General features: G+C 48.8%; 21 protein-coding genes. 10 read left to right on the top strand and 11 right to left on the bottom strand.

All coding sequences use genetic code 11. The features are described from left to right. Position 1 precedes the first annotated feature (1 nt). The 4 genes from QZT80_RS06795 to QZT80_RS06810 form a co-directional block, all read right to left on the bottom strand. Positions 2-205: a helix-turn-helix transcriptional regulator gene (locus QZT80_RS06795; RefSeq protein WP_295119565.1), complete on the bottom strand. Its 204-nt coding sequence runs from the start codon at positions 203-205 to the stop codon at positions 2-4. Positions 206-208: 3 nt separating this feature from the next. Further along, on the bottom strand, positions 209-760 hold the full coding sequence (locus tag QZT80_RS06800) for a DUF2975 domain-containing protein (protein WP_295119566.1): 552 nt from the start codon (positions 758-760) through the stop codon (positions 209-211). Positions 761-846: 86 nt separating this feature from the next. Further along, positions 847-1,902 (bottom strand): PorP/SprF family type IX secretion system membrane protein, encoded by a 1,056-nt coding sequence (locus QZT80_RS06805; protein WP_295119569.1) that lies wholly within the window; start codon positions 1,900-1,902, stop codon positions 847-849. A 10-nt stretch (positions 1,903-1,912) separates the two neighbouring features. Next, complete coding sequence (locus tag QZT80_RS06810; RefSeq protein WP_295119572.1) at positions 1,913-7,759, bottom strand: PKD domain-containing protein; 5,847 nt, start codon at positions 7,757-7,759, stop codon at positions 1,913-1,915. A 214-nt stretch (positions 7,760-7,973) separates the two neighbouring features. Between QZT80_RS06810 and QZT80_RS06815 the strand changes: the two genes are divergently transcribed. After that, a complete protein-coding gene (locus QZT80_RS06815) occupies positions 7,974-8,300 on the top strand; it encodes a hypothetical protein (protein WP_295119575.1) in 327 nt (108 codons plus the stop codon). Between the two features lie 47 nt (positions 8,301-8,347). Then, the gene (locus QZT80_RS06820; protein ID WP_295119577.1) at positions 8,348-10,516 is read left to right on the top strand and encodes a TonB-dependent receptor; all 2,169 of its coding nucleotides are present in this window, start codon (positions 8,348-8,350) and stop codon (positions 10,514-10,516) included. Between the two features lie 45 nt (positions 10,517-10,561). On the opposite strand, the gene QZT80_RS06825 is transcribed toward QZT80_RS06820, so the two are convergent. Continuing rightward, complete coding sequence (locus QZT80_RS06825; protein ID WP_295119581.1) at positions 10,562-10,720, bottom strand: hypothetical protein; 159 nt, start codon at positions 10,718-10,720, stop codon at positions 10,562-10,564. 65 nt (positions 10,721-10,785) lie between these two features. Then, positions 10,786-12,000 carry a vWA domain-containing protein gene (locus QZT80_RS06830; RefSeq protein ID WP_295119584.1) on the bottom strand — a complete coding sequence of 405 codons (1,215 nt, stop codon included), beginning with the start codon at positions 11,998-12,000 and terminating at the stop codon, positions 10,786-10,788. 174 nt (positions 12,001-12,174) lie between these two features. On the opposite strand from QZT80_RS06830, the gene QZT80_RS06835 reads away from it, so the two are divergent. Next, positions 12,175-13,986, top strand: a complete 1,812-nt coding sequence (locus QZT80_RS06835) for a histidine kinase (RefSeq protein ID WP_295119587.1) — start codon at positions 12,175-12,177, stop codon at positions 13,984-13,986. Beyond that, on the top strand, positions 13,949-14,704 hold the full coding sequence (locus QZT80_RS06840) for a LytTR family DNA-binding domain-containing protein (RefSeq protein WP_295119590.1): 756 nt from the start codon (positions 13,949-13,951) through the stop codon (positions 14,702-14,704). The genes QZT80_RS06835 and QZT80_RS06840 overlap by 38 nt, the downstream gene beginning before the upstream one ends. 68 nt (positions 14,705-14,772) lie before the next feature. On the opposite strand, the gene QZT80_RS06845 is transcribed toward QZT80_RS06840, so the two are convergent. Continuing rightward, positions 14,773-15,387, bottom strand: a complete 615-nt coding sequence (locus QZT80_RS06845; RefSeq protein ID WP_295119592.1) for a response regulator transcription factor — start codon at positions 15,385-15,387, stop codon at positions 14,773-14,775. Continuing rightward, positions 15,384-17,339 carry an ATP-binding protein gene (locus QZT80_RS06850; protein WP_295119595.1) on the bottom strand — a complete coding sequence of 652 codons (1,956 nt, stop codon included), beginning with the start codon at positions 17,337-17,339 and terminating at the stop codon, positions 15,384-15,386. The genes QZT80_RS06845 and QZT80_RS06850 overlap by 4 nt, the downstream gene beginning before the upstream one ends. Positions 17,340-17,544: 205 nt before the next feature. On the opposite strand from QZT80_RS06850, the gene QZT80_RS06855 reads away from it, so the two are divergent. After that, positions 17,545-17,757 carry a hypothetical protein gene (locus QZT80_RS06855; RefSeq protein ID WP_295119598.1) on the top strand — a complete coding sequence of 71 codons (213 nt, stop codon included), beginning with the start codon at positions 17,545-17,547 and terminating at the stop codon, positions 17,755-17,757. Between the two features lie 47 nt (positions 17,758-17,804). Here the strand turns inward: QZT80_RS06855 and QZT80_RS06860 are convergent, their stop codons facing one another. Beyond that, complete coding sequence (locus QZT80_RS06860) at positions 17,805-18,254, bottom strand: SRPBCC family protein (RefSeq protein WP_295119601.1); 450 nt, start codon at positions 18,252-18,254, stop codon at positions 17,805-17,807. Positions 18,255-18,510: 256 nt separating this feature from the next. Then, positions 18,511-19,428 carry a DsbA family protein gene (locus QZT80_RS06865; RefSeq protein WP_295119604.1) on the bottom strand — a complete coding sequence of 306 codons (918 nt, stop codon included), beginning with the start codon at positions 19,426-19,428 and terminating at the stop codon, positions 18,511-18,513. 197 nt (positions 19,429-19,625) lie between these two features. Here QZT80_RS06865 and QZT80_RS06870 point away from each other — a divergent pair, with 197 nt between their 5' ends. The 5 genes from QZT80_RS06870 (at position 19,626) to QZT80_RS06890 (ending at position 23,379) form a co-directional block, all read left to right on the top strand. Then, positions 19,626-19,940 carry a helix-turn-helix domain-containing protein gene (locus tag QZT80_RS06870; RefSeq protein WP_295119607.1) on the top strand — a complete coding sequence of 105 codons (315 nt, stop codon included), beginning with the start codon at positions 19,626-19,628 and terminating at the stop codon, positions 19,938-19,940. A gap of 204 nt (positions 19,941-20,144) precedes the next feature. Beyond that, complete coding sequence (locus QZT80_RS06875; protein WP_295119610.1) at positions 20,145-21,035, top strand: pentapeptide repeat-containing protein; 891 nt, start codon at positions 20,145-20,147, stop codon at positions 21,033-21,035. A 139-nt stretch (positions 21,036-21,174) separates the two neighbouring features. Beyond that, the gene (locus tag QZT80_RS06880) at positions 21,175-22,146 is read left to right on the top strand and encodes an aldo/keto reductase (RefSeq protein ID WP_295119613.1); all 972 of its coding nucleotides are present in this window, start codon (positions 21,175-21,177) and stop codon (positions 22,144-22,146) included. 27 nt (positions 22,147-22,173) lie between these two features. Further along, positions 22,174-22,977: an AraC family transcriptional regulator gene (locus tag QZT80_RS06885; protein WP_295119616.1), complete on the top strand. Its 804-nt coding sequence runs from the start codon at positions 22,174-22,176 to the stop codon at positions 22,975-22,977. 78 nt (positions 22,978-23,055) lie between these two features. Then, complete coding sequence (locus QZT80_RS06890) at positions 23,056-23,379, top strand: TfoX/Sxy family protein (RefSeq protein WP_295119618.1); 324 nt, start codon at positions 23,056-23,058, stop codon at positions 23,377-23,379. Positions 23,380-23,439: 60 nt separating this feature from the next. Here the strand turns inward: QZT80_RS06890 and QZT80_RS06895 are convergent, their stop codons facing one another. Beyond that, the gene (locus QZT80_RS06895) at positions 23,440-24,636 is read right to left on the bottom strand and encodes a metallophosphoesterase (protein WP_295119621.1); all 1,197 of its coding nucleotides are present in this window, start codon (positions 24,634-24,636) and stop codon (positions 23,440-23,442) included. Between the last annotated feature and the right edge of the window lie 64 nt (positions 24,637-24,700).

Below are 24,700 nucleotides of genomic sequence, written 5' to 3' on the forward strand. Positions count from 1 at the left end.
ATTATTCTTTATATTCTAAAATATCCGCAGGCTGGCACTCCAGCACTTTGCATATTGCTTCGAGTGTACTAAAACGTATCGCTTTCGCTTTGCCGGTTTTCAAAATCGACAGGTTGGACAATGTCAGACCCACCTTCTCCGAAAGTTCGTTTAACGATATTTTTCGTTTCGCCATCATAACATCAAGATTCACAATAATCGGCATGTACTATATAGTTAAATCGTTTTCAGTCTGAATTTCGATTCCTCTTTTAAATATCTGTGCGATAATAAACAGGATAACGGCCATCAATAGCCATACATCCGCACCGTCCAATCGCATGGAATGTGCATCTGGCATACTAATTCCCTTACCCGCTAACCAGGCTGCATACTTAACGCCAGACGATGAGAATAGCCCAATCAGTAATGCCGCATAAGACAGGAGGAGAATCAACTGCCTGATTTTTATACTAAAAGGCTGGGCAATGTCCAGGTCTTTACTATGCAGGGTATTAATAACCAGGTAGAATAACCAGGCCTTCGTACACAGCACGATGCCGATAATCAAGTTCACTACAAAATAATATCCGCGGTCGTATGCAAAGAGCTGCGATAAATCAGCCTGCTGCCACAGATGTTTAACAACATCCGGATTGACAATAGTGAAAATAGCGTTCACGATAAAAGCACCGGCATCGATAGACAAACCTATGAATATGATCCATGCCAGGACGAGTAATACGTTTAATAATTGCCGGACGGAGAGTTCGAATTTCATAATTATGCATTTTGAGGATAATGCAAAAGTAATAAATATTTATTGATAAACAATAAATAAAAGTTGTTGGTTGATAAATTTGGGGGCTATCGCCTAAACCTCGGACAAACCACCTGTCTCCGCTCACTCTGCCGCAAATTCAAAAAGCCGCGCCACGATAATGTAAACTCTAACCCGCCGCGGTACTGCGACGCTACTGAAAGTTTATTGATATTTACATCATAACTCACGCCTACCACAAACTGTCCTACTTCCCACTGCACCACGGGTATGATCGCATCGTTCATGCGGTAAAGCACACCGCCTGTTAATACGAAGGAGCCATCGGCAAAGAAGTCGCGGCTTAACAACGCACCGGCCTGTATGGCATGGATGCCCACCGGTTTGAAGCGATCGCCTAATTGCTGGAAGTAATCGCCGTAAAACACGAAGCGGTCGTATTCGCTGAGCGGGGTGGAGAGGCCGGCGTTAAATGCGAACTTGCGGTTGAGGGTAATCACGTTGCCATCGAAAAAGCCCACTTTCGGGCGACGGATATGGAACAGGGCAGCGCCTACAAAGTAATCTGTGCCTTCGCTGATGGCGCCGTTGTATGTGAGGCCGGTGGATAAATCAAAGTAATTAACGCTCGTATTGTTAAACACTTGTTGCGATGCGGGGGCGATGCTGAACGTACCATTGCTGCCGGCCACGAACTGGTCGTTGAATTGTAGTTTGGTAGGGTCGAACCGTTGCTGCATTAAGCCACCCATGAAGGCCAGGGAGATATAAGAGTTTTTTTCGCTGCTGAGGGGTAGGCTGTAATTGATGGCAGGCAGTACCTGTGTGGTGCTGAACTCCGAAGTGCCCGCCATATCGCGCATGACCTGAAGGCCGAAAGTAAAGTTGTCGTCCGTAGTGATGTTCCCCGGGAGCTTTACTTCTGAGCTGAGGGCGAAGGTGCGGTAAGGTACGGTTACACTTTGCCACTGGTTACGATACGAAGCCGTGAACCGCAGGTCGCCTTCGAATATACCGGCCAGCGCAGGATTTCTGAGTAATGGCTGATCATAGAACTGCGAAAAACCTACGTCCTGCGAAAGGCAGGGTACTGCCCGGAGGCAGCAGGTGATAATGAGCAGGATTTTATATACGCGTTGCATAATGTCTTGTTTAAAAAAGTGTAACATTCCCTTTGTACGAATACGGTACGCCGTTTTCACAAACCACTTCTACCGTATACACATATACACCCACATCCGCTTTTCGTCCTTTTATCATACCGTCCCAACCGAACTGCGGACTATTTGGCGGGAAGTTCGTTCGCTCGTACATCAGTTGTCCCCAGCGGTTAAATACGCGGAATGATTTGATAGCATTGATGCCCGATGCCCGTACCATCAATATCCTGTTTTCCGGCACATTGCCATTAGGTGCAAAGGCATTCGGAATAAATACCTGGGTGTTGTTACAGAATACCCGGATGCAGATATCATCGCTGGCACTGCAACCAAATACGTTTGTTACCTGAACATTGTAACAGATGTTATTTTTCGCCGTAGCGATGGGTGTAGCGCAGATGGCATCGTTGCATTCCAGGTCTTTCATAGGCGTCCATGTATACCGTTCGATGGGCAGTACGCCAGGGGCGGAGCTATTCATGATCTGCGGTGCGAGTGGGATGCGTACACCTGTAGCTACTGTTATAGTATCCTGCGCGAATCTCACAACCGGGTAGTCGCCAATTCTTATGGTGGTATCGGTAGACATGCTGCAGCCTGTTTGTGGCGAGGTAACGGTGATGGTGTATATACCCGCATCACGTAAGCTTACCGGGTTGATGACCGCATTGGCCGCGCGTACAGGGAAACCGGCTGCCGGGCCTCTCCATTCATAAGTAAGTGAATTATTACCGCCGATGGAGCTGAAAGCCTGTAAAGTAAGTGCTTCTCCCACGCAAAGCGGCGAACGGGTAACAATGCTGGGTTTCGTTGGCCCCTGTATAACAGTAAGTTGGAAGCTGGCGGGCAGGGAGATGCAATTGTTCTGCATCGCGTACACTACGTAAGTGCCGGTGTGCGACATCGACGCTGTCGGGAAATTAACCACGGTATTACGTACTGTATCCGCATACGGGCCGAATGCCGGGCCAGCCCATACATAATCAATGGGGCCTGCCTGTTCGCTGGTTGCAGTAAGCGCGGTTAACCGTAATGGATTACCCGTGCATACCGGTGGGTTATAACCCGCCGTAGGTGCAGCGGGAGGCGAGGGGTCGCGTAAAATAAATACATCCGGTAACACCTGCGAAATACATCCACCACTGGTTTCTACGGCAAAGTTACTGTAGGTGCCTGCGGTGAGCGGCAGGATTATTTGTCCGGCTGCAGTGGTGGTACCACTGAACGTATACGGCAGGCCGAACTTTTGGTAATGTACAGTTACAGGAAGCTGCGGTACAAAGTTGTTACTGAGGTCTGTTACGTTCAGCGTAATACTGCCCGAGGGCACACCGCAGGTGGTAGGGTTTTGATAAGCCGAACCAATGATTTTTAAAGTAGGATGTACGATGGCACTGATCCTGCTTCTTATACTCTCGCAATTGTCGGCTGTTACATGGCTTACATAGTAGGTATACGTTCCCGAAATGGCGGTATTAACTACCGGCGCTGCGGCTAAGGGTTGTTGATTTTGATCGAACCAGCGTATCGTCATGCCAGGGAGTGGTGTTACCTGTAATGTTTGCGGTGGCACATCCATACAAAAGTTAGCCGTGCTGGTTACGGGTGCAGGTACCACAGGGCGTACCAGTAGTGTAATGGTAACAGGGGCTCCCGCGCAACTGATGGGCGTGGGGTTCACCGGCGTTACCCGTACCGATACGGTTTGATTGGTGACGGTAGTATTGGTAAAAGATAAAGTAGCAGAAGAAGTGCCGCCTGGCGCCGAAATACTGCCGTTAACCCCCGGAGGTAACGGCGCGGTCAACGACCATGTATATGTAGTTCCGGGCACGGTAGAAGCGGCAACGTAAGTAGCGCTGCCTCCGGAACAAATGGCCTGGTTGGGCTGTGCAAAACTGATGACAGGACTTTCCACGATCTGTACGGTAGCCGCAGTCGTGAAGCTGGGGCAGGGTGTGCTGGCTGCTATGTTGTATGTCACCGTATAAATGCCGGGCGTACTGGCGGCAGGATTAATAGCACCGGTAGTAGCATTGATGGATAACCCTGGTGCGGCTGAGAAAACGCCGCCGGCAGATCCGGTAAGTGTAACTGCCTGCGGTGTATTAATGGCGCCACAATAAGGCGAACCGGGGTAATTGATAGTAGCCGTTGGCGCTGCTGTAACGGTTACGGTAGTACTGGCCACATAGTTCGCACAACCGCCCGTACCTGGTGCCGTATACCGGATGGTGTATACACCGGGCGTAGCACCCGCGGGTGCTATGTCACCTGTTGTTGTATTAATGGGTAATCCTGCAGGCGTTACAGCGAAGGTGCCGCCGGTAGTGCCGGTTAATACAACCGGCACAGGTGCATTGGGCGTAGTCGCGGTGTTAGCTACATTGCAAAGTATAGCAGGTGTATAACTGATCGTGGCGGTTGGTGCCGCTGTAATCGTTACAGATGTTGAAGTGTTAAAACCAGGACAAGGCCCTGCAGCAGCAATATCATAGTTAACCGTATAAGTGCCGGGCGTGCTGCTGCCTGGCGTAATTGCACCGGTAGACGGGTTGATAGTGAGGCCGGTCGTAGCGCTGTATACACCGCCACTGCTGCCACTAAGCGTCACAGGTGTGATCGCATCATTGGAGCAAATGGCAGGATAGCTGATCGTTGCTGTCGGCGCACCATTTACGGTAACATTTGCAGACGCTACGTAATTGGCGCACGGACCGGTGCCTGGTGCTGTATACCGGATGGTGTATGTGCCGGGCGTTGCGCCTGCAGGTGTTATTTCGCCGGTGCCAGGGTTTACTGACAAGCCAACGGGCGTTACGGTGAAGGTGCCGCCAGGAGTGCCGGTAAGTACTACTGCAACAGGAGCATTGGCTACATTACAAAGTATAGAAGGCGTGTAACTGATGGTCGCGGTGGGCGCAGGCGTTATCGTTACAGAGGCTGTTGTATTAAACCCGGGACAAGGTCCTGCCGCTGCGATGTCGTAAGTAACGGTGTAGGTGCCAGGTGTACTGCTGCCGGGCGTAATGGCGCCTGTGGCCGAATTGATGGTAAGGCCGGGTGTGGAGCTATATACACCGCCGGAACTGCCTGTACGCGATACGGACGTCACTCCATCATTTGAACAAATGGCCGGGTAGCTGATCGCAGCTACAGGCGCACCGTTCACGGTAACATTAAAGGATGTAACATAATTAGCACAAGGCGCGCTTCCGGGCGCTGTATAACTGATGGTGTATACACCGGGCGTAGCGCCTGCGGGCGTAATCAATCCCGTAGTGGCATCTACCTGCAAGCCGGTTGCTGGTTGCACGGTATACTGCCCGCCCGTAGTACCTGTTTGCGTAACGACAACTGGCGGGTTGGGATGTGCCGGTATATCGGATGCGTTACACAACACGCTTAATGGATAACTGATCGTCGCAGTAGGAGCTGCTGTAATGGTTAAAGTAGCAGTAGTCGAAAAACCCGGACAAGGTGGTGCGGCGGCAATCGTGTAAGTGACGATATAGGTACCTGGTGTACTGCTGCCCGGCGTAATCACCCCGCTGACCGCATCGATGGTTAAACCGGCAGGAGCGCTGTAAGTACCCCCGGCCGATCCCGTACGGATAACCGGTGTTGGATTGCCTGAAGTACACAAATCCGGGTAACTGATGGTCGCCGTTGGTGTGCCATTTACGGTAACGGTAGCGGAAGTATTGTATAAAGCACAACCACCCGCAGCGGGAATACGATAGTTGATGGTGTATACACCGGCAGTTGCGCCGGCAGGGGCGATTGTGCCGTCTGTGGCAATGGTCATACCGCCGGGACTGATACTAAATGTTCCACCGGTAGTGCCGCTAAGCGTTACCGGTACAACGGGTGTTGTCGCGATATTACAAAGCAGGTTAGGCGCATAACTAATGTTGGCGTTAGGCGCAGCCGTCACAATCACTTCAATGGGCGAACGGGGACTTTCACCACACCCCGTTGCCTGGCTCACATACCAAGTGGTTGTACCCGGTGTGCCGGTAGGTGGTACGGGCGCAGTAGGGGAACCACTGCCACCTATGGCGGCAGTGTACCATAACAGCCCGGTACCGGGTGCAGTTAAAGGAATAGCTGTAGCAAACTGGCAATAATTAATGGGAGTTACCACTACAGGCGCTACGGGCAGGGGACTCACGGTTACCCTTATCAATGCTCTCGGTCCCTCGCAACCGTTAACGGTCTGACTTACGTAATAATCTGTGTTACCCGTTGCTGCGGTTGATGGTGTAGGCGCGGTAGCATCACCGGTGCCGCCGGTAGCTGTCGTATACCATAGTAATCCGCTGCCTGTAGCGGTAAGCGGTGTTGCAGCCTGGTTTAAACAAAGCATCACCGGACTGGTAACTCCAGGTGCAGGTGTTGCCGGGTGAGTGGTGACGGGCAAAGGTGTTCGCACACTTTCACACTGGCCTGGTAAAGTTTGTGTTACGTAATAATTTACAACGCCTGGTGTATTTGTACTAGGAGTCGGAGCTGTTGGGCTGCCTGCACCGCCGGTGGCCGAAGTATACCAGCGTAGGGCAGTGCCGGTGGCGGTTAGCTGTGCGGCTGTTGCATTCAGACAATAAGCTACAGGGGTAACTGCAGGTGGCGGCGATTGCGGTTGCACTACGATCTGCCTGGTAATAACATCGGTGCCGCAACCTGTATTGCCGGCGGTTAATGTAACATTGTAAGTAGCGGCGGTGGCATATGTGTGGCAGGGTGGAGTTATACCATTATATGTAGTACCGTCGCCTAAATCCCAGGTATAAGTAGTAGCTGTATTACAGTTGTTACCGGTGTAACCGGCCACGGTGGTGTTGTTGAAGCAAACCTGTCCGGTTATACAGGGCTGTGTTGGCGTAAACGTAAAGTTCGCCGCTGGCTTCCTTCGAATGAGAATCTGGTTGAGTGTATAGGTGGTGGTAAAACAACCATTGATCGCGCGTAAAGTAGCGGTAAAGTCGGTAGCAGGACAGGAAGAGGTACTGTATGTATGCGATAAAAGGTAATCTGTGTTTGTCGCGTTTAAAGGATGGGGAAGCACAACCCTTGGTGTACCATCTCCGAAGTCTATTTCGTAACGGGTGCCAGGCGAGTTGGTAAACCAGTTGCCTATCCTGAACTGCACTGGCGCTGGCGCACAAAGTCCTGTTGTAGAGGAGGTAGTGGTAAAACTAGCCAATGGGTTAGATCCATTGTAGAACTGGATGTTCCTTGTAACAGTACAACCATTGGCAGGAGTAATGGTCACGGTAATATTAAAGTATCCCTGTGCATTGTATGTATGCGATTGCAATGCGCCGTTAGGCCAGTCGGTAGCAGTAAAGTTACCGCTGCCATCTCCCCAGTCAATAGTGTACTGGTTGCCTGAGCCGCTTACTTGTGATGAATTGGATACGTTCAGCGTATAGCTGGCTACACTGTTACAATTGGAAAAACCCTGCCCGCTCTGGTCATCTAAATCGGGTCTTGGACTGGGAATTACCGTTAATGCAGTAGCACTGGTAACATTGCCCTGGGCTGTTTCTACCCTTATTACTCCGGATGCGTCGTTAACGCCTACAGTAGCAATAATTTCTCCGGCATTACTTACAGAAAAGGCGACAGTTTGCCCGTTGATCGCTACCCTGGTAACGTTAGTGAAATCGCTGCCTGAAATGGTTACGTTTCTTCCCTGACACACGGTTGTCGGGGAAAAAGAACTGATGGCAGGGGCCTGACTAAAACAAGGGGCGGGGAACAGGAACATACACACTACAATCGCTACCACACTTCCATGGATCCACCGGTGAATGCTTTTTTGCAAAGACGGCATATTATATTCGGTTAGGGAGTCTAACAGTCTGGAGTTGAGACGAGGTACAATTATACGATAATTATCCCAATGGGTGGGCAGTGAAGGGGCAGGAGGATACTGAACGGGATACGAACAACGGCCGTCCGGGGCCTTTCAACCGGGTATTTTTGACGTTCCCGGTCTATAATATACGATTCACCCAAAATGCAGCTTGTTTCGTATATTTAACGCCATGAAGTGGTTCTTCGTCCTGTTTTCGTTATACGTACTCACGCTTTCCGCAGTTCCCTGCGGCGGAGATGATGATTGCTGTACCGATGGGCTGGAGCTGGTAGATAACCACGCTGCCGAACACGAACAGGAACGGCCGGAGTTGCCTTGTAGCCCCTTCTTTTCCTGTAACACTTTTCATGTGGTATTGACTCCGGACTACGAATATCTGCCCGCGCCTAAACAGATCGCCAGGTTTGATGCCGGTTCTTTTTACATCACCAGGTTCCTGGCCGGGTATAATCCGCCCATATGGCAGCCACCACGCCCGTTATTGTTTGTAGCATAACGTACTTCCTCCCGGTGGGGCTTTTTTCATTTTATTTTAAATAGATAATGGGTAGATATTTTTTATCCCTGCTGCTGCTTTTTGCATGGCAGTCGGCATCGGCGCAGCATACATTGAACATTTCGGTTTTCGACGCTCATACAAAAGAAGCACTGTCGGGTGCCACCATACAATTGAAAGGCACTGCAACCGGTGTTACATCCGACGCGCAGGGCCGGGCGGTTATCGGTCATCTGCCCGAAGGGCAGCTGGTAGTGCTATGCCGGTTCATTGGTTATGAAGATCATGCAGACACATTGCTATTGCCATTGCCTGACACGCTGCGCATTGCGATGGAACCTAAAGGCGAGGAAATGGAGGAAGTGGTCATTACTTCTACCCGCTCTAACCGTAGTATCAGCGACATTCCTACCCGCGTAGAGTTTATTGCGGGCGAAGAACTGGAGGAGAAAGGCAATATGAAACCTGGTGATATTCGGATGATGCTGAACGAAAGCACGGGTATTCAAACGCAACAGGTATCGGCCACTTCTGCCAATTCCAGCATCCGCATACAAGGGCTGGACGGGCGTTATACGCAGTTGTTGAAAGATGGGTTTCCATTATACGCGGGCTTTTCCGGCGGCCTCGGACTATTACAAACACCTCCGCTCGACCTGAAACAGGTGGAGGTGATCAAAGGCTCGGCCTCCACATTGTATGGCGGCGGTGCCATCGCCGGACTCGTAAACCTCATTTCCAGGACGCCTGAAGAAGATCGCGACCTCCGGTTCCTGGTAAACGGTACATCGGCTGCCGGCCTTGACCTCAGCGGTTATTATGGCCAGCGTTTCGGTAAAGCAGGCGTTACCCTGTTCGCCTCCCGGAACAGCAGCAAAGCCTACGATCCATCGAACACCGGTTTTACGGCCATCCCCAAGTTCGAACGTTACGTCGTCAACCCTAAATTGTTCCTTTATTTTTCACCGCGTACCAAATTAAACGTGGGTGTAAACCTTATCACAGAAAACCGCATCGGCGGCGATATCAAATACATCGAAGGCAAAGGCGACGTTACGCATAGCTACTTTGAGGATAACGATACACGGCGCATATCCACACAACTGGCCCTCGATCATGAGATCAGTGAGAACAGCAGTTTTACATTTAAGAATTCGCTGAATCACTTTAAACGGCAGATCACTGTGCCGGATTATGTATTTGATGGTACACAGCGTTCGTCGTACACAGAAGCTGCCTATACACTTCGCTCTGAAAAACTGGAATGGGTGGCCGGTGCCAACCTGTATACCGATAACTTCAGCGAGCAGCCTACGGCTAACGTTCCGCTGCGCAACTACGACCAGAATACAATTGGTGCTTTCCTCCAGAATACCTGGCGCGCATCGGAGATGGTGCAGGTGGAAACAGGTCTGCGCGGCGACTATGTGAACGAATATGGATTTTCCCTGTTGCCACGTGCATCGGTGTTGCTGAAGTTCTCTCCGGCTTTCACTTCGCGCATAGGCGGCGGCCTCGGTTACAAGGCGCCTACGATCTTTACAGAAGAAACAGAACGCCTTCAATACCGGTCTGTAATGCCGGTAAACGACCAGGATAACAAACTGGAACGCTCGTACGGCGCCAATTTCGATGTAAACTACCGCACTTCTTTCGCTGATGATAAACTGGGATTAAGCATCAACCAGTTGTTCTTCTATACCCGAATTAACGATCCGTTGCTATTACAGCCCTCTTTAGGTAACACCTACAGCCTGGTAAACCAGGATGGTTACATGGATACGAAAGGCTGGGAAACGAACCTGAAACTGAGTTACGGCGATTTTAAACTCTTCGTGGGATATACTTTTACGGATGCCTGGCTGAACGTAAACGGTAACAAAACGGAGAACCTGTTAACCGCCAAACACCGCCTGAACAACGTGTTAATGTACGAGGTGGAAGAGAAGTGGAAGCTGGGACTGGAAGCTTACTATTACAGCAAACAACGCCTCACCGGCAATTCAACGGGCAAACAGTACTGGATCTGCGGTTTTATGGCGGAAAAAATCTGGGAACACTTTTCGTTGTTCGTCAACTTCGAGAACTTCCTGGATACGCGCCAAACACGCTTCGATACAATTTATACAGGTACCGTTACCAACCCGGTGTTCCGCGATATCTATGCGCCGCTGGACGGATTTGTAGTGAACGGCGGACTGAAACTGAAACTCTGATAATCCTCAAAAAAAAGTCCCGGTGCAATACCGGGACTTTTTATGCTAATAATATCCGAAAGTATAACTTCCCCAATAGCTTTGCCAGTCGGCCTCTTCGGGATTGGTATAGGGTACCACATGCACTGTGCTGAACATCCATCGGCCTTTCAATGTAACTGGTATCGTTACCTCTCCGGCCTCGTCACTGATATATTTCGTCATCGATGTTTTATCATTTACTACATTCCAGGCCAATACCAGCCTGCCTGGATAAACAAACGGGGATGTTACAATTCTGCTTTATACCCTTTGGTTGCCGCCAGTTGTATAATAGACCGATTGATGGCTGTTCCCAGGTCGTCCGGCGTGCCGGATTTTTTGGCTGCTTCATCAATGAATTGTTGTCTTTTTTTGCCAAGCTCGCCGATCACTTTCTGCACACTGTCTCTTTCCCGGCTTTTGGCTGCTACTATCTTTTGTATTTCCGGCACCGATTTGTCGCGTAGTTCTTTAGGCAGCTCGCTTTTAGTCATGTTTTGAATGAATGTTTTATCTTTCTGACTGCGTTCTACCAGGTCCCAGCTATCGTTTCTGTATACAGACTTCGATTTGCTGACGGTCCGTTCAGTGAAATTCATCTTGGAAACGGATTGAGCATTCGCGTCCTGCGAAAGCTGACTGCTTTTCTTTGATTCGCCGTGAGCGCCGTAGCCAATGTAGGTCTGATTCATACGATCGTTACAAGAGGCAATAAGGCTGTCGTAGGGCGTTTCTATAAACCTCACTTTCCGGTCGGAGTCGATATTGAAATATTTGCCCTTTCCTTTATCAGCTCCATCTTTCCAGTTGGTGGAGATGCCTTCGGTGTAATCGCCGCAAAAGATGGTATTGATATAGATGTTTTTACCGAGTGCTTCGCCGGCGGCGGTGGCGTATTTGACCTCCCCCTGGTTAAACGGTTCATTACCTGCAATGTAGATCAGTTTCAGGTCCGATTCATCGCTTCCCCATTTCAGTGAATTTACCGCATTGCGAATGACCGCACCGCAGTACTCGTCGCCACCATTGGTGCGGAGGGCGAACAGCTTTTCGGAGATCAGGTCGAGGTCGGTGCTAAGCGGTGTAACCTGCCTTATGTAGCCATTAGAAGGGCTAAGTCCCTGGTTGCCATATTCATACAGGGCAATTTCAATGTCCGGCGTTTTGCCATTGAATTTCAGGGTGGTAAGGGTGTTGATGATATTCCATAACCTCGATTTTGCCTGGTCGATGAGTCCGTCCATGCTATTGGAAGTATCGAGCAATAAGGCTACCTGTATACGGGTGTTGTCCCTGGCCGGGCGAGGGGGCGTAACCGGTAGCGGTGCTGTGGCGGGAGGCGGAGTAACCGGTACTGCTGCGGTACGGGTGGCCGCTTTTCCAGGTAGGGAATAAGTGGGCTTGTATTTCCAGGCCACAAGGCCCGATGCCAATATGATGGCGGCGAATAGTGTTGCTTTCATAATACCTGAGTTAAGATTATGCCATGAAAATAAAGGGTCTTCATCACCGGGAATGCACCACTTGGTGAAACACGGGGTTCACTGGGTGAATTGCCAGCTATCTGTGACGAAAAACCTTATTTTGCATCAGAATCAATGATCATGGTACACTACAGGTTTTGTATACTTATTCTTTTGGGGCTGTTATGTACAAATGTAGCCGCCATTGCGCAGGACTCCCTGGGTAAGAGGGGTAAGATCAGCCCTAAATCGAAAGCGGCCAGAAACCTGAAAGTATCCCTGTCTGCCAACGATAATGAACTGCAAACGGCCCTCGATTATGAAACACTGGCAAAAGAACTGGCGGAGAAAAACGAATATGCCAAGGCGGAAGACTATCTGCAGAAAGCACTGGTGATCTTTACCAGTTTAAATCATGAGAGTGCCGCATCGGTTAGTCGTGCGCTGGCTAAAGTGCAGGAAGCGCAGAATAAAATAGCACCGGCCATCAATAATTACAATTCGGCTCGTAGCCTGTCGCAGGACAAAAGCCTGGAGCTGGTGAATTTTAATGATGCCCAGCGGTTGCTGAATGACCGGAACCCTGGCCGGCAAATAGATTATACAAAATCCAACATTAATATTTTTGAGAAGGAAGGAAAGAAAAAGGAGGCGGCGGATGCCTATCGCCAACTCGGTAACAGCCTGATGCTGCAAAATAAAAATGACGCCGCCGTGGCCAGTTATGAAAAGGCCCTCGAAAAAAGTGAGAACGCAGGCGATATAGCCGCTATCAGTAAAGAAATATCCAGGGCATACGTGGCAGATAATAAAGTAGCCGAAGCGATCCGCAGCAGCGAAGCGATATTGGAAAAGGCAAAGCAGGAGCATAATACGGACTTGCAGATTAGCCAGATTCAGGACCTGGCGCAGCTATATACCGCCAACCGGCAATACGACAGAACTGGTAAACTGTTGGAAGAAGCTTACAGGCTCGCTTTTAAAAGCGGCAATACATCCCGCGCCAAAGACTGCCTGCTCGCCCTTACCAGTTACTACAAACAACAACGTAAGGAAGCAGCAGCCCTCCAGCAGTACGATAACTTCCTTTTTAACCTCGATTCGCTTATACGAAGCGATAGCTCCCTGGTAGATGCCAACCTGTTCGATATTACGGAAGGAAAGATCAAAGATCTCGAGAAAGAAAAAGCCCTGCAACTGGCCCTGATCAACAATCAGAACAAACTCAATTACTTTCTGATCGTGTTTGTTTTGGCCATGGTGCTGCTGCTCTTTTTCATCATCCGTTCCCTGCGCGCTATTAAGATCAAGAATAAAAAGATCGCGCTGCAATCGCTGCGCCGCGAAATGAACCCGCATTTCATCTTCAATAGTCTCAATAGCGTGAACCAATACATTGCAGAAAATAAGGAGGTGGAGGCCAACAAGTACCTTACTTCTTATTCCGGACTGATGCGAAATGTGATGGAACATTCGAACAAAGACTTTGTGCCCTTAACGGTAGAAGCCGAACAGTTAAGAAGATACCTCGACCTCGAGCAACTGCGCTTCAGCGATAAATTTGTGTACATCCTCGATATTGACGAAACGTTAGATCCGGATTCGGTGATGATTCCCAACATGCTCATACAGCCTCACCTGGAAAATGCCGTGTGGCACGGACTCCGTTACAAAGATACCAAAGGCCTGCTGCGCGTAAGTTTTCGGAAGCAAGGGCGGTTTATAAGGGTAGAGATAGAAGATGACGGTATCGGCCTGGCAAAAAGCCGGGAACTTAAAACGGTCCATCAAAAGGCGCACCAGTCCAGGGGTATCACCAACACCCACGAACGGATCAATTTACTGAATGATATTTACCATCTCAGCATCCGGCTGGAGATGGAGGAAATAACAAAGGACGGCGCAACCGGAACACGCGTGGTACTGCAGCTTCCCTTAATGCACAAACATGATGGTAACAGGAAAAATCACCTCAGTAATCGTTGAGGATGAAGCGGCGGCCGTTGTAGCGTTACAGAATTACCTGGGCAAATACTGCCCGCAGGTAGAGGTAACTGGCACCGCCCATAACAGTAAAGATGCTGTTACGCTATTACACGAGTTACAGCCGCAACTCGTGTTCCTCGATGTAGAAATGCCCTTCGGCAATGCTTTTGATGTACTCGAAGGTTGCCAGGACCTGCAATTCGAAACGATCTTTGTAACTGCTTTCTCCGAATATTCGCTAAGGGCCCTGAACCAGAGCGCCGCCTATTACCTGCTCAAGCCCGTAAGCATCGAAGAACTGATACTGGCGGTAAATAAAGTACAGCAACAACTCCAGCAAAAACACTGGCTGAACCGTAATCGCATCATCATGGAAAATGCCCGGGAAAATAACCCCGGCCAGCAGCAGGTCATCCTGCCCACACTGGATGGTTTCGATGTGGTAAAAATGAACGAGATCGTAAGATTAAAAGGCAACGGTAACTTCACCGACGTTTACCTGGCTGACGGTAGTAAAAAGATGGTATGCCGCTTTTTAAAACATTTTGCAGAAATGCTGGCACATCCCTTTGTACGCGTACATAAATCGCACATCATCAACATTCATTATGTGCAGTCGTATCACAAAGGTGCTGGTGGATATGTGAATCTAAATGACGGGTCGGAGGTGGAGGTGTCGGCGGCTTATAAGGATAGTTTGTTGAGGGCGTTTAAGTAGATGATCTGATATTATAAGTGATAAAATTGAAGATCCGGTTGGCTATAAGTTGTATTTCTCTGATAACCCTATATCAAGCCACTCTTCACCGCCACCATAACCAAACTCGCCGTATTATTCACCCCAAACTTAGCCAGTAAGTTCTTGCGATGTGTTTCAATGGTCGAAAGGCTCACAAACAACTTCTGCGAAATCTCCGGGTTCGTCAGTCCGTCCGCAATTAGTTCCAGTACTTCCTTTTCGCGGCGGGTGAGCATGACCGCGTTAGTATTATTTTTCCTTAAAACCTGCGCCGCTTCGAGGCTCAGGTAATCTTTGCCGCTTACTACGGTTTTAATGGCTTCCATCAGCTCCGGCTGCGTGGCGTTTTTTAATACATAACCCGACGCGCCGTTGCTGATCATCTTTTCAATATAGGTTTGTTGATTGAAGGTGCTGAGGCCGATAACCAGTACAGACGGGTATTGGTCTTTTACTTCCTTACAAAGATCAATACCGCTTTTGTCAGGCAGGTTAATGTCCATCAGCAGCACATCCGATTGGCGGTTCTGCAGGAAGGCGAGGCAGGAGGCGGCGTTGGTGGCATGACCTATCCATTCGATCTCCTGCTCATTCTGCAACAGGGAGCGGATGCCCTCTATGATCATGTAATGATCATCTACTATGAAAACGCTGATGCTCATACAGGTATTTCAATTAAAACGGAAGTGCCGGCGTTGGGAACCGATTTGATATCGATGTTGCCTTTCAGGAATTCCACACGGTTACGGATATTACTCCAGCCGATGCCACGGCTGTTATCCAGTGTGCTTGTGTTAAAACCTTTGCCGTCGTCTTCCACAGTTACAGATAAGGTGGTATCGTTTTTCGCCACCTGCACCATTACGTTCGTAGCGCTTGCGTGTTTCAATACATTGTTCAGCAGTTCCTGCACAATGCGGAAAACAGTGATGGCTACAGTGTCGCTGACGCTGTCTTTTTCCAGTCCGATAAACTGGTGGTTCACCTGTAGGGCGCCCGACCGGTGAATGTCGTTGCAGAAATCTTTTAGCGCTGCGCCGAGGCCAAATTTCACCAATGCTTCAGGCATCATGTTATGGGCAACGCGGCGCATCTCCTGGATGGAGCTGTCCAGCATATCCATACTGCGCTCAAATGCCTGGTGGTTTTCGGGGGTCATGATCATATTACCTTTCATATGTTGGAAGGAGTATTTAATGCCACTCAGCATACCTCCCAGACCATCGTGCAGGTCTTTGGCCAGGCGGGTGCGTTCCTGCGCTTCGCCCTTTAGTACGGCTTCCGTGGCGGTGAGTTGTTTCTCTGTTTCCAGTTCGGAAATACGTTGCTGTTGCAGTTGCTGACGGTTGGTGTAGTTGCGGTATCCCAGCAGGAGGATAATCAGCAGTGCGACCGCGCCTCCGATCAGTATGTAATTGAGGGTATTTTTCTGGCGGATGGAGAGGCGTTGTATTTCCCGCTCATCCTGTAGCATTTTAATCTCATTGTCTTTACCCTGCACTTTAAAACGTACTTCCGTCATGGCTACTTTATCACGCAATTCCTGGGAGGCGATGCTGTCGGTAAGTTCGGTCAGCTCGCGGAGGTATTTGTTGGCGCTTTGGTAGTCGCCCTTTTCTTCGTACCATTTGGCCAGCCCGTTATAGGCGTTTTGCTCACCGAACATCATTTTGGAGTCCAGCGATTTTTTAAGCAGGGTATCCAGGTATAACTTAGCTTCCTGCGTTTGGTTGGTCTTCATAGCGCTTAATGCCAGGGGATAAAGCACCATCACCTGTTGGTTGGCATCGTCGGCTTCCACGGCCTTGTCGTACGCTGTTTTGTAATGCCTGGCCGCTTCGGCAAATCGCTCCTGTTCAAAATCTACAGCGCCTTTATTCTGATAATAGCTGAATAGTATTATGTTCTTGTTCAGTTTCAGCACTAACGGAGCAATTTTATCCAGGTTTTGTTCGGCTTTGGCAATATCTTTCCCGTTAATAAGCCGCGAAATGTGGTTTAGATGTCTTTGTGCAATCGAGGCCGAGTCGCCCGATTTTTCAGCCTCTTCGATGGCCTTTTGATCGTATTCATCTACTTTTTCGGGAAGCATGAGTTTTTCATATACTTCGGCAAGGCCGGAATATACATAGGCCACCGACTGCGGCTGGTATTTTTTCAGGAGTTCACCCGCCTGGCTATAATGCGCGAGGGCCTGCTCATAGTCGCCCATCTTATTATAGTCGCTGGCCACATTATGATGCAGGTAAGCCTTTTGTATCAGGTTTTCCGAAGAGGTATCGCCTTCCATCAACATAAAAGAAGAATCTGCGTACCGCATACCCTTAGCAAGATCGCCCCTGTCCGTATAGAAAAGATGCGCGGTGCCATAACCGGCCCTTAGGCCCTTCCTGTACTTTTCAGCTTTACTGATAGCGATCATCTGCAGCAGGTAGGGTTCCAGCCGGGTGGTGTTTTCATTCACCGCTACCTTCACGTATTTTAATATCAGCTGTACTTTTACAGTGTCATTTTGAGTATATTGATCGATTACCGCCAGCATGCTATCGAGCTGTTTGGTCTGCGCCTGTCCGGGCAGGCAGCATAAAATGAGGAGCAAACAGCCAATGGCCATGCATGATAAGTGTCGCGTAACGTTCATGGTACAAATAAATGGGATTTAGTGTTAGGCCAATCTCCCCCGTTTACAGGATTTTCTCACACTTGTAAATATACCCTGAATATTGGTTCTTTATAAAAATCCTGTTTTCAGGGGAGGAAACCCCCATGGAGGTACGCCACCTTTACACCACAGCACACACCTCAAACTATTTATTCTTATGAAACGTATTACGTTTTTAGCAGCAGGCATATGCCTCTTTCTATTACCCGCCCTGGCACAGGTAAAGAAGCAGAAAGCCACCACAGAACAGGAAAAGGCCCCCACCCAAAAGGAAATGCTGGCGATGATGAAGGAGGCTAAGGGTAGAAGATATTATTGTGAGGCCGCCGCGCATTTACTAGTCATAACGCTTGATCGTGGCTTAACATAAGGGAACATCTTCCTTTAAGATGTTCCCTTATTTTATCTTTTACCTGATCACGCATCCGGAATCTCAGGCTCTACCAGTTTCGCCAGCTTCTCCAGTGACTCCTGCCAGCCCAGATAACACATCTCTGCCGGAATAGCGGCTGGAATACCTTCCTGTTTTATTTTTATATCTGTACCTGCAATTGTTTTCTGCAACCATATGGTAGTGATCATTTCTCCTGGCAGGTTAGGATCATCGAACTTGTCCGAGTATTTCAACAGCTCATTCGGTTTAAGTTCGAGGTATTCTCCGCCAAATGAGTGACCATTACCGGTAGAGAAGTTCTGGAAAGTCATCCTGAAAGATCCGCCCTGCGTGGCGTTCAGTTCCTGGACCGTGCAAACAAATCCGTAAGGAGGTAACCAGGATGCGATAGCCGCAGCCTCTGTAAATGCACGGTATACTTTTTCGGGTGTTGTTTTCAGCATCCTGTGCAGTGTAACTGTATTGCCTGACATAAAAGTAAATTTTATTCCTACTCATATGGCTTTTCGGTGTCGCCCGTTTGTGGTGGTTGCTGCTCCACTTGTTACAACAAAGATGCTTTGAAATTTTTATCGGGACAGGGGCTGAAAAGGACAATAAAAGGGGTGTTTGCGACTGGGAATGAAAATACCGGCGCCATATTGGCGCCGGGTGTTATTGTTTTTCATAGGAGTATGCATCAAGGCATTTTTCGGGAAAATAGTAGTGGCGGAGGAGAGAAACTACTGGCTACATTGTTTTGCTTAACCACAGTGGTCCGTTCTTAGACGATAACTTGCGTAACTTATTATCGCCCACTAACTTTTCCAGTTGGGTTTCCGCTTCGCCCAGCTGTATCCCGCTGAGTTCAGCGAACTCCCTGGTGGTAAGTGTAGGGTAATGTGCGAACAATGCCGTCCAGTCTTTTGAATAAGGCGTTTTAGTTACCGGAGGCAGTACTTTGGCAATAGCGGTTTCGTAGGTCGAATAAGGTTTGGTCCCATATACAAATTCCGTATTACCGGCAGCGTTAGTCACAAACACGCTTGGGAATCCTCTGACGCCCATTTTTCTTGCGAGTTGAAGGTCGTTGCGGAACAACTGGTCGGCTTTACCGGTGTAGTCGATATGGAGTTGCGTGGTGTCCAGGCCTGCTTTTAATGCAGCTTCTGCCATAACCGGCCATTTAGCGATGTTCTTTTTTTGCATGAATACCATTTCGCGCATGATGCGCAGGAAGGTGATAGTCTTTTCCTGGTTTTGCAGTTGTGCGGCTTTAAACGCGATGGATGGCGGGTAAGAGGACTCCAGCGGGTCTTCCAGCCATACATCGCCGTCTATAGGCATCTGGTAGTGCTTGCTTACCTCATCCCAGTGATGGGCAACGTCGGAGGGTTTGCTGATGCCGCCACTGTTATAGCTCCAGTCGGGTAACAGACCGCCCATGTGGTACTCCACCTCGATATCGCTGCCGTATTCGAGTTTTAACTTTCTTAACTGTGGCTCTATGCCCCAGCAGGAGGAGCAGATAGGATCGGTGAAGTAGATGAGCTTCACTGGTTTGTTTTTGGCGGTCACTATTTGATTACCGGCTTCATTGGTTCCTGTAGGTATCTCACACATCCCTGTTTCAGGATCACACATTAATGGGTTGGTTTTTGATTCCATCTTTTTTACATTTTGTGCCTGACAGCCAAAACTGCCTGCTATTAATAAGGACATGACAGCTATTAGCGCTTTTGTTCGCTTATTTTCGTAAACTTTGCCAAGCAGCGTGGTATGATAAGCTTTCATGTTACCGAAACGTTTATATCTTTAGCCAAAGGTCAGCTGTATTAATACATTTTACAATAAGTCAAAAAAACATGACTACCAATAAAACAGGCGCACAAGCAGAAACCTGTCCCGCGCAGGGACTGCTAAAGATGTTGTCGGGCAAATGGAAACCTGAAATATTCCGCCTCGCCGTATCGGGTCCGTTGCGCTTTAACAGCCTGCTGCGCGATATAGAAGGCGCTAATAAACAATCGCTGGCCGTGGCCCTGAAGGAGCTGGAAGAATCGGGTTTGCTGAGCAGAGTGGTGATTAACCCCAAACCGCTGCACGTGGAATATACGTTTACGGATAAGGGAAAGGCATTGGTGCCTGTGTTCGAGCAGTTGGAAGGATTGGCGGGATAGTATAGAAGTCTTTTAGTCATCATATATTATCGGAGCCCGCACAATGGTGTGGGCTTTCCTTTTAGAATCCTTAAAATGGGCTGAAACAACTGCAGGTTGTCATAAAACAACTGAAAGTAAAGGTGTTACAACTAAGGGTAGCGGCGTTTTTAGTGATGGTGGTAATGCACAAGGGTACCTTTGTTGCATCAAAAACAGATAGTGATGGAAACAAAAATCATCGGCAGCAAAATTGCCAAAGCACGAAAAGAAATAAATATCTCCCAGGCGCAACTGGCGGAAAAGTTGTTTATCAGTCCCCAGGCGGTGGGTAAATGGGAGCGGGGAGAATCGGTGCCCGACCTGGTTACTTTTAACCGGCTGGCAACGATATTGGGTGTAGATCTTAACTATTTTTCAGACAGTTTCCCCTCTGTAAACGCAGAAACGGTAACTGTTGATGCATTGCCAAAAGCGCCTGTTGAAAAGCAGGGAAACCAGCGCAGTTGGGATATGTCGGGCGGTAACTGGGTGGATGCTGACTTCTCGGGGTTGAAAAACCTGCATGAGAAATTCAGCGGTTCTAATATGCAGCGCTGCAAGTTTATTGGCGCTGTAATGCCTGAGCTGCTGCTGAAAGGCAATCACATCGATAGCTGCGATTTCCGTGGCGCCGACCTCCGTGGCAGCCGCATCCAGGAATCTTACGTGGTAAAGGGGCGCTTTAATGATGCCGTGATGGTCGAAGCTGAGCTATCCGGCAGTCATGTTAAAAACTGTGATTTTACCGGCGCCGATTTTACCGGGGCGAAGTTTACAACCTCAGACTTTACTAAAAATACGGTGGTTAACGCGACCTGGGTCCGGACGTCTTTTATCGCTACACAGATTTCAGATGTGGTTATTAATGGGGAACTGACCGACTGCTACTTTGAAAATTGCAGCTTCGCGCGGGTTACGTTTGAACGGGCAACACTGTTGAATACTTTCTTTAAAGGCAGGACATTGAAACACCTCCATTTCGTGGATTGCCATGCAGACAGGATGACGTATGAATTCCTGAAGAACGGGAAAGCGAACCTGGACGGACTTACTGTATTAAACCCGGAAGAATAAGATATGAAATAGCGGCGCCGAAATCCGGTGCCGCCGGTTTTTTGCTGAGCCACACAGGCAACTAAATTGAGCTATGGACGAAAGTGCCCATCCCCCTCAATGGCTGATCTTTGTGTTGTTAATCAATTAAATAACAACCATGACAAATATTACAAAGATAGCCCTGGGTAAAAACGGACCGCTCGTATCTAAACTCGGATTAGGCTGTATGCGCATGTCGCCTGTTTGGGGCGGCCCAACGAATGATGAGAATGAAAGTATCGCTACGATACAGGAGGCGCTGGACAATGGCATTAATTTCCTGAATACAGGCGACTTTTACGGCGCTGGTCACAACGAACTATTGGTGGGCAAAGCCATTAAAGGAAGAAGGGATGATGCGTTTATCAGCGTTAAATTCGGTGCTATATTTTACGGCAGCCAGATGTTGGGTTTAGACCTTCGCCCCATCGCCATCAAAAACTTTATTAATTACTCGTTGGTACGTTTGGGGGTAGATACGATTGACCTCTATCAACCCTGCCGCCTCGATAACAGCGTGCCCATGGAGGATGTGATCGGCACCGTGGCCGACCTGATCAAAGAAGGAAAGGTGCGTTACCTCGGCGTATCTGAAATAACAGCCGATCAATTGCGCAAAGCTAACAGCATTCACCCGGTAACCGCATTGGAAATAGGCTATTCGCTGGCCGACCGCCAGATAGAAAGTGACCTGCTGCCCGTCGCCAAAGAACTCGGTATCGGCGTAGTGGCCTTTGCCAATACAGCAGAAGGTTTACTTACCGGCGAAATGAAAGCCCCGCTTCCGGCCAATGATTACCATCTTCATTTTTCCCGCTTCCAGGGCAACAACTTTGTAAAAAACCTGGAGAAGGTAGAGGTGTTAAAACAAATAGCGAAGGATAAAGGATGCACCCCTACGCAAATCGCCATTGCCTGGGTAAACACTCAGGGCGAACATATGATGCCACTGGTAAGTATGAGCCGCAGATCGCGTTTGCCGGAGAACATAAAGGCCATGGATATCAGCTTTACTAGAGAAGAGATGAACGCCCTGAACACGCATTTTGCGCCCGGTGCCATATTGGGCGGAACCTACCTTCAACGTTAAGCCACACCTCTTTCATATCTTTACATCATGACCAATCCAACTGAGATCATCCCGGGGGTTATCTTTTACTCTTACTATTCTGCACAAAGAAAGGAAAAGGTGGCGTTTATGGAAAATAACACACTGGTGATGCAGGTGTCGGGTCTTTTCACGCTCACAACGGCCAGCCAGACGGTTTCAATGGGGCAGGGGCAGATGTTGCTGATACAAAAGAACCAGTTGGGGGAAATTATCAAAACACCGTTGCAGGACGCCGACTACCAGACGATCGTTATCAGCCTGAAAGAAGACCTGCTGCGGCAAATTGCGCTGGAAGAAAAGATAGAGATGGAACAAAAGTATACCGGCCCTTCCAATGTGCTTATTCCTGGCAATGACTTTCTACATGCCTTTTTCCAGTCGTTGTTACCATACATTCATCATCCCGAAGAGCCGGTGACCCACGCCGTAGGCATGCTGAAAGTAAGAGAGGCGATCTACCTGCTGCTGAATACAATGCCATCGCTAAAAGGGTTGTTGTTCGATTTTTCTGAACCGCATAAGATAGACCTGGAGAAATTTATGCAGAGCAACTTTCATTATAATATTCCCGTGGAGAAGTTCGCGCGGCTTACAGGAAGAAGTTTGGCGGGATTTAAACGCGATTTTCAGAAGATATTCGGCCAGCCTCCCCGGCAATGGCTGCTGGAAAGGAGATTGGCGGAAGCGCGGCATCTGATAGAGCAAAAGCACCGGAAGTCGTCGGCCATTTACCTCGATTTAGGTTTCGAAAGTCTTTCTCATTTTTCGCATTCTTTTAAGAAGAAATTCGGACACGCGCCTACGGGCTGAAGAATAAAAGCAGCCGGGTAAATTGCCTGGCTGCTTTTATTTACAGAAGCTGTATTTTAGCCCCAAATCATCTGCAATATGTCCTCCTTATCACTTACCGATCGACTGCGCCAATTGCTGGCAGGTATTCCCGGTATTGAAGAAAAGAAGATGTTTGGCCGTACAGCGTTCAAACTCGATGGTAAACTTTGCATCACAGCAGGCGGCGGTAAATTGATGTGCCGCATCGATCCGGCCATGCACGCTGCCTATCTGCAGGAAGAAGGCTGTTCGGAAATGCTGATGCGCAGCAAACCGGTAAAGGGGTATATTTATGTTGATGAAGCAGTAATGCCGACTAAAAAAACGCTCGAACGCTGGGTGAACTTGTCCATTGCGTTTACACGAACGGTGAAGAAATAAAATAACGAAGCCAGGTACATCAGCAGATATACCTGGCTTCGTTTATCGGACAAACATCTGTCATGCCCGCTGAGCAGTGACGCTGCGCTTCAACGTAAGCACGGTTATTTCCGGCCACATACCAATCCTCCCTTTTAACCCGTGGAAACCGAAACCCCTGTTCACATACAGGTATTTGCCGCCGCGACTGTAAAGGCCTGCCCATTGTTTATAAAAGTACTTTATCGGACTCCATTTCAATCCAAATAACTCGATACCGAACTGCATGCCATGTGTATGGCCCGCCAGCGTAAGGTGTACATGCTGATGGTGATCTACGGTTACTTCATCCCAGTGCGAAGGGTCGTGCGACATCAGTATCTTAAAGGCATTACCCGGAACATCCTCCATCGCTTTTATCAGGTCGCCATATTGGTGAAAGCCGCCCTTCCCCCAGTTCTCCACACCGATCAGGGAAATGCTTTCTCCTTGTTTTTTGATGGTAACAGCGTCATTCAGCAACAGGTTAAAACCAATTTCCTCATGCACCTCTTTTAAACGGTCAAGATTGGCGGCTTTGGCATCTTTACTTTCCCAGCGCATGTAGTCGCCGTAGTCGTGGTTGCCTAATACGGAATACTTACCGTACGGCGCTTCCAGTTTGGAAAACCTGGATATCCATGGGTCCATTTCCGACGCCATATTGTTCACGAGGTCGCCGGTAAATAACAACAGGTCGCTATTTTGTGCAGCGGCGAGGTCCAGGCCCTTTTGTACGCCTTTCGTATCGCTGAAACTACCTGAATGTATATCTGATAGCTGTGTGATCGTAAACCCGTCGAATGCCTCCGGCAGATCAGGGAAATAAAGGGTTTCCCGTTTCACCTTGTAAAAGTGTTTACCGCGTGTGATGCCAAATAGGATGGCCAGGAACAGTAAGCCGGCCATTACTACAGCCGCTTCTGCCACATACACACTTCTGGGCGGAAAGCCCTGGAACAGGCGGAGAATATCTTCTGCCATCAACACCGGCGTAGTGAATAACTTGGGTACGAACAGCAGCAGGATGGCTGTCATGAGTCCTGCCACATAAGGTTGTACGTTTTTGCCAGCCCTGAGCAACATAACAATGCCTGTCATTCCCGCGATCAGCAGCACATCTATCAGCCAGTAAGCCAGGTGAAGTGCCGGGTTCTGGGTAAGCGTAGTAAAAGCCTGGTAAAAATAAATATCGCCCACCAGGAAGAGCATCAATATCAATAATAATCTTTTCGCCATAAAATGTTTATCTTCTATATAGGTAGACGAACGCCATGCCGGAATATTTTAAGCAGGGAGATTA

This window comes from uncultured Chitinophaga sp. (genome assembly GCF_902168175.1).
In the GTDB taxonomy this organism is placed as follows: Bacteria; Bacteroidota; Bacteroidia; order Chitinophagales; family Chitinophagaceae; genus Chitinophaga.